Source organism: Streptomyces sp. NPDC020996, assembly GCF_040641355.1.
Lineage (GTDB): Bacteria > Actinomycetota > Actinomycetes > Streptomycetales > Streptomycetaceae > Streptomyces.
Genome location: NZ_JBFADM010000080.1, coordinates 1 through 4183, shown reverse-complemented (window position 1 = coordinate 4183; position 4183 = coordinate 1). Strand labels below are relative to the sequence as shown.

The 4183-nt window shown below is 71.4% G+C and carries 3 protein-coding genes; 1 reads left to right on the top strand and 2 read right to left on the bottom strand.

Going from position 1 to position 4183, the window contains the following annotated elements; all coding sequences use genetic code 11:
• Positions 1-202: 202 nt before the first annotated feature.
• Entirely contained in the window at positions 203-1477 is a 1275-nt protein-coding gene (locus AB0G63_RS34905; RefSeq protein ID WP_360758714.1) for an ATP-binding protein, read from the bottom strand.
• An 87-nt stretch (positions 1478-1564) separates the two neighbouring features.
• Entirely contained in the window at positions 1565-2242 is a 678-nt protein-coding gene (locus tag AB0G63_RS34900) for a response regulator transcription factor (protein WP_020940464.1), read from the bottom strand.
• A 314-nt stretch (positions 2243-2556) separates the two neighbouring features.
• On the opposite strand from AB0G63_RS34900, the gene AB0G63_RS34895 reads away from it, so the two are divergent.
• Positions 2557-4053: an oligopeptide:H+ symporter gene (locus AB0G63_RS34895; RefSeq protein ID WP_360758712.1), complete on the top strand. Its 1497-nt coding sequence runs from the start codon at positions 2557-2559 to the stop codon at positions 4051-4053.
• The last annotated feature ends 130 nt before the right edge of the window (positions 4054-4183 follow it).

Sequence of the window (4183 nt, the reverse complement as noted above, 5' to 3'; positions counted from 1 at the left end):
CGCAGCGCACGAGCCGGACCACGGCACATGAGCCGGACCGCAGCGCACGAGCCGGACCGGCAGCGCACGAGCCGGACCGCAGCGCACGAGCCGGACCACGGCACATGAGCCGGACCGCAGCGCACGAGCCGGACCGGCAGCGCACGAGCCGGACCGCAGCGCACGAGCCGGACCGCGGCGCATGAGCCGGACGGGCGGCGGGTCACCGCACCGTCGGCTCCTGCTCGTGCGGGGGCTTCTTCAGCGGCTGCGTGCGGGACAGGAACAGCCCGAACACCGGCGGCTTCGTCTGCAGCATCTCCAGCCGTCCGCCGTCCGCCTCCGCGAGGTCCCGGGCGACCGCGAGACCGATGCCCGTGGAGTTGCGGCCGCTGATCGTGCGCTCGAAGATCCGCGCCCCGAGGTCGGCCGGCACACCGGGCCCCTCGTCGGTGACCTCGACGACCGCCTGGTTGCCGGTCACCCGGGTGCGCAGCGCCACCGTGCCGCCGCCGTGCATCAGCGAGTTCTCGATCAGCGCCGCCAGCACCTGTGCGACCGCCCCCGGCGTGCCGACCGCCTGGAGGTGCCGCTTGCCGGAGCTGACGATGGCGCGGCCGGCGCTGCGGTAGGCGGGGCGCCACTCGGCGAGCTGCTGCTGGATGACCTCGTCGAGGTCGAAGGAGACCGCGGAGCCGGTGCGCGGGTCGCGGGAGTTCGTCAGCAGGCGTTCGACGACGTCCGTCAGCCGCTCCACCTGGGTCAGCGCGACGTTGGCCTCCTCCTTCACCGTGTCCAGCTCGTCGGTGAGGGTGATCTCCTCCAGCCGCATCGACAGCGCGGTGAGGGGGGTGCGCAGCTGGTGGGAGGCGTCGGCGGCCAGGCGGCGTTCCGCGGTCAGCATGCGGGCGATGCGCTCGGCGGAGGAGTCCAGGACGTCGGCGACCCGGTCCAGCTCGGGGACGCCGTAGCGCTTGTGCCGGGGGCGCGGGTCGCCCGAGCCGAGGCGTTCGGCGGTCTCGGCGAGGTCGGTGAGCGGGGAGGCGAGCCGGTTGGCCTGGCGGATGGCCAGCAGCACCGCCGCGACGACCGCGAGCAGCGCCACCAGGCCGATGATCAGCAGCGTGCGGCCGACCTCCCGGGTCACCCTGGAGCGGGGCTCCTCGACGGTGACCGTCTCGCCCTCCTCGCCCTTGGCCGTGGCCCGGATGACCTCGCCGGACGGCCTGGCGCCGACCTCGATGGCCTGCTGCCCGGGGATCCGGATCCGGGCGTAGCGGTCCTGGGTGACCTGGCCGCGCAGCACCTCCGCGCTGACCGTGCCGTCGCCGATGAGCCGGCTGTCGACGATGCTCGCCAGCCGCTGCGCCTCGGAGCCGACCCGTTCCCGGGCGCTGTTGGTGATCGTCCGCGTCTCCACGATGACCAGCGACACACCGAACACGGCGATGACGACGAGCACCACGGCGAGCGTGGACTGGATGAGACGACGACGCACAGGGGCCCTCCGAGCAGTGGCTCTACGACGACCAGTGTGCCAAGGGCGCGACACGCGCAGCCGGGACGTCCTGTCGGGCCGGCTCTGCTAGCTCTTCTCGAAGCGGAAGCCCACGCCTCGCACGGTCGCGATGTAGCGGGGGTTGGCCGCGTCGTCGCCGAGCTTCTTGCGCAGCCAGGAGATGTGCATGTCGAGCGTCTTGGTCGACGACCACCAGGTGGTGTCCCAGACCTCCCGCATCAGCTGGTCCCGTGTCACGACCCGCCCGGCGTCCCGCACCAGCACCCGCAGCAGGTCGAACTCCTTCGCGGTGAGCTGGAGTTCCTCGTCGCCCATCCAGGCGCGGTGCGACTCGACGTCGATGCGCACGCCGTGCGTGGCGGGCGGCTGCTGCGGCTCCGCGGCGCCGCGCCGGAGCAGGGCCCGCACGCGGGCGAGCAGTTCGGCGAGCCGGAAGGGCTTGGTGACGTAGTCGTCGGCGCCCGCGTCCAGACCGACGACGGTGTCCACCTCGTCGGCGCGCGCGGTCAGGATGAGGATGGGCACGGTGTGGCCGTCGGCCCGCAGCCGGCGGGCGACCTCCAGGCCGTCCATGCCGGGCAGCCCGAGGTCCAGCACGACCAGGTCGACGCCCCCCTGCATCCCGGCGTCCAGCGCGGTGGGTCCGTCCTCACGCACCTCGACCTCGTACCCTTCCCGGCGCAGGGCGCGGGCCAGCGGCTCCGAGATGGACGCGTCGTCCTCGGCGAGCAGTACACGGGTCATGAGGTGATGGTAGACCGCCCCGGTCAGGAGCCGCGGTGTGATCGCCATCCCCGGTTCTTACCTTTGGGCGTACCGGCACGAACCTGTGGGTGCGAGGTGCGATCAACGGCCGACCTTGGAAAAGTGGCGTGCGGTTCCGTTGCGGCCTGTGATTCGCGTCTCAAGTCCTTCCATTTCCGACTCTGTCCTGCCGTATGGTGAATCCACGCCTGTAGCACCGCGGGGACCTTCGGCAAGGATGTGGCTGAAGGTCTCTTTTGCGTGCGGCCGGCCACCGCCGGCCTGGGAATGAACGATCAGCAAGGACCACAACCATGGCGTCCAGCCTGACGAAGGACTCGGCGATCCCGGGCATCCCCGGTTCCGAGCGGACCTTCTTCGGCCACCCCCGCGGACTGGCCACTCTCTTCATGACCGAGATGTGGGAGCGCTTCTCCTACTACGGCATGAAGGCCCTGCTCCCGCTGTACCTGGTGGCCCCGGGCGGCCTGCATCTGAGCGCGGCGACGGCGACCGCGATCTACTCGGTGTACCTGTCGCTCGTGTACCTGCTCGCCCTGCCCGGCGGCTGGTTCGCGGACCGCGTGCTCGGCCCCCGCAGGACGGTCGCGGTGGCCGGCACGGTCATCATGCTCGGGCACCTCACCCTGGCCCTGCCGAACGCGGGCACCTTCTACGCCGGGCTCGGCCTGGTCGCGATCGGTTCCGGTCTGCTGAAGGCCAACATCTCCACGATGGTCGGCCACCTCTACGACGGCCCGGACGACCCGCGCCGCGACGGCGGCTTCACGGTCTTCTACATCGGCATCAACCTGGGCGCCTTCGTCGCGCCGCTGGTCATCGGCACGGTCGGCGAGAACGTCAACTGGCACTTCGGCTTCGCGCTGGCCGCGCTCGGCATGGCACTGGGCCTGACCCAGTTCCTGCTCGGCGGCCGCCACCTCAGCGCCCGCTCGAGCCTGGTGCCGACCCCGCTGTCGGCCGCGGAGAAGGCGGCAACCCTGCGCAAGTCGGCGTTCTGGGCCGCGGTGGCGGTCGTCTTCTACGCGATCGTCGGCTTCTCCGGCCACTACACGCTGAACTGGCTGCTGGTGCCGATCACCCTGGCCGGGCTGCTCATCCCGGTGCTGGTCATCGCCCGCATCAAGCGGGACCGGGAGCTGGACCGGGCCGAGCAGTCGAAGATGTCGGCGTACATCTGGTTCTTCGTCGCCGCTGCCGTGTTCTGGATGATCTACGACCAGGGCGGCTCGACGGTGTCGCTGTTCGCCGAGTCCTCGGCGGACAACACGGTCTTCGGCTGGGAGTTCCCGGTCTCCTGGTACCAGTCGGTCAACCCGGTCATGATCATGGCGCTGGCGCCGCTGTTCGCCTGGGCCTGGCTGGCGCTGGCCCGGCGCGGCAAGGAGCCGAGCACCGCCGTGAAGTTCGCGATGGGCCTGGTGCTGATCGGCGCGTCCTTCTTCCTCTTCCTCGCCCCGCTGGCGATCGCGGACGGCGGTCACAAGGCGGCCGCGCTGTGGCTGGTCGGCATCTACTTCGTGCAGACGGTCGGCGAGCTGACGCTGTCGCCGGTGGGTCTGTCGGTGACGACGAAGATGGCGCCCGCGAAGTACGCCTCGCAGATGATGGGCGTGTGGTTCCTGGCCGTCACCGCCGGCGACGCCACGACCGGCCTGCTCTCCATCGCCGGCGTCGACCTGAACAAGACGGCCATCGTGGCCCTGGAGGCCGCGCTCGCCGCCGTGGCCGGCGCGGCGGTGTGGATGTACCGCCGGAAGGTGAAGGCCCTCATGGGCGACGTCCACTGACCGCCGGCGCGCGCGGGCCTGATCCGGGGCCGGATCAGCACCGCCGCGTGTCTGTCGCAGAGCTCGGGGATGCTGATCGCCTGCCGCGTCGTGCAGGGCATCAGCGTCGGCGGTCTGTCGGCCCTGGCGC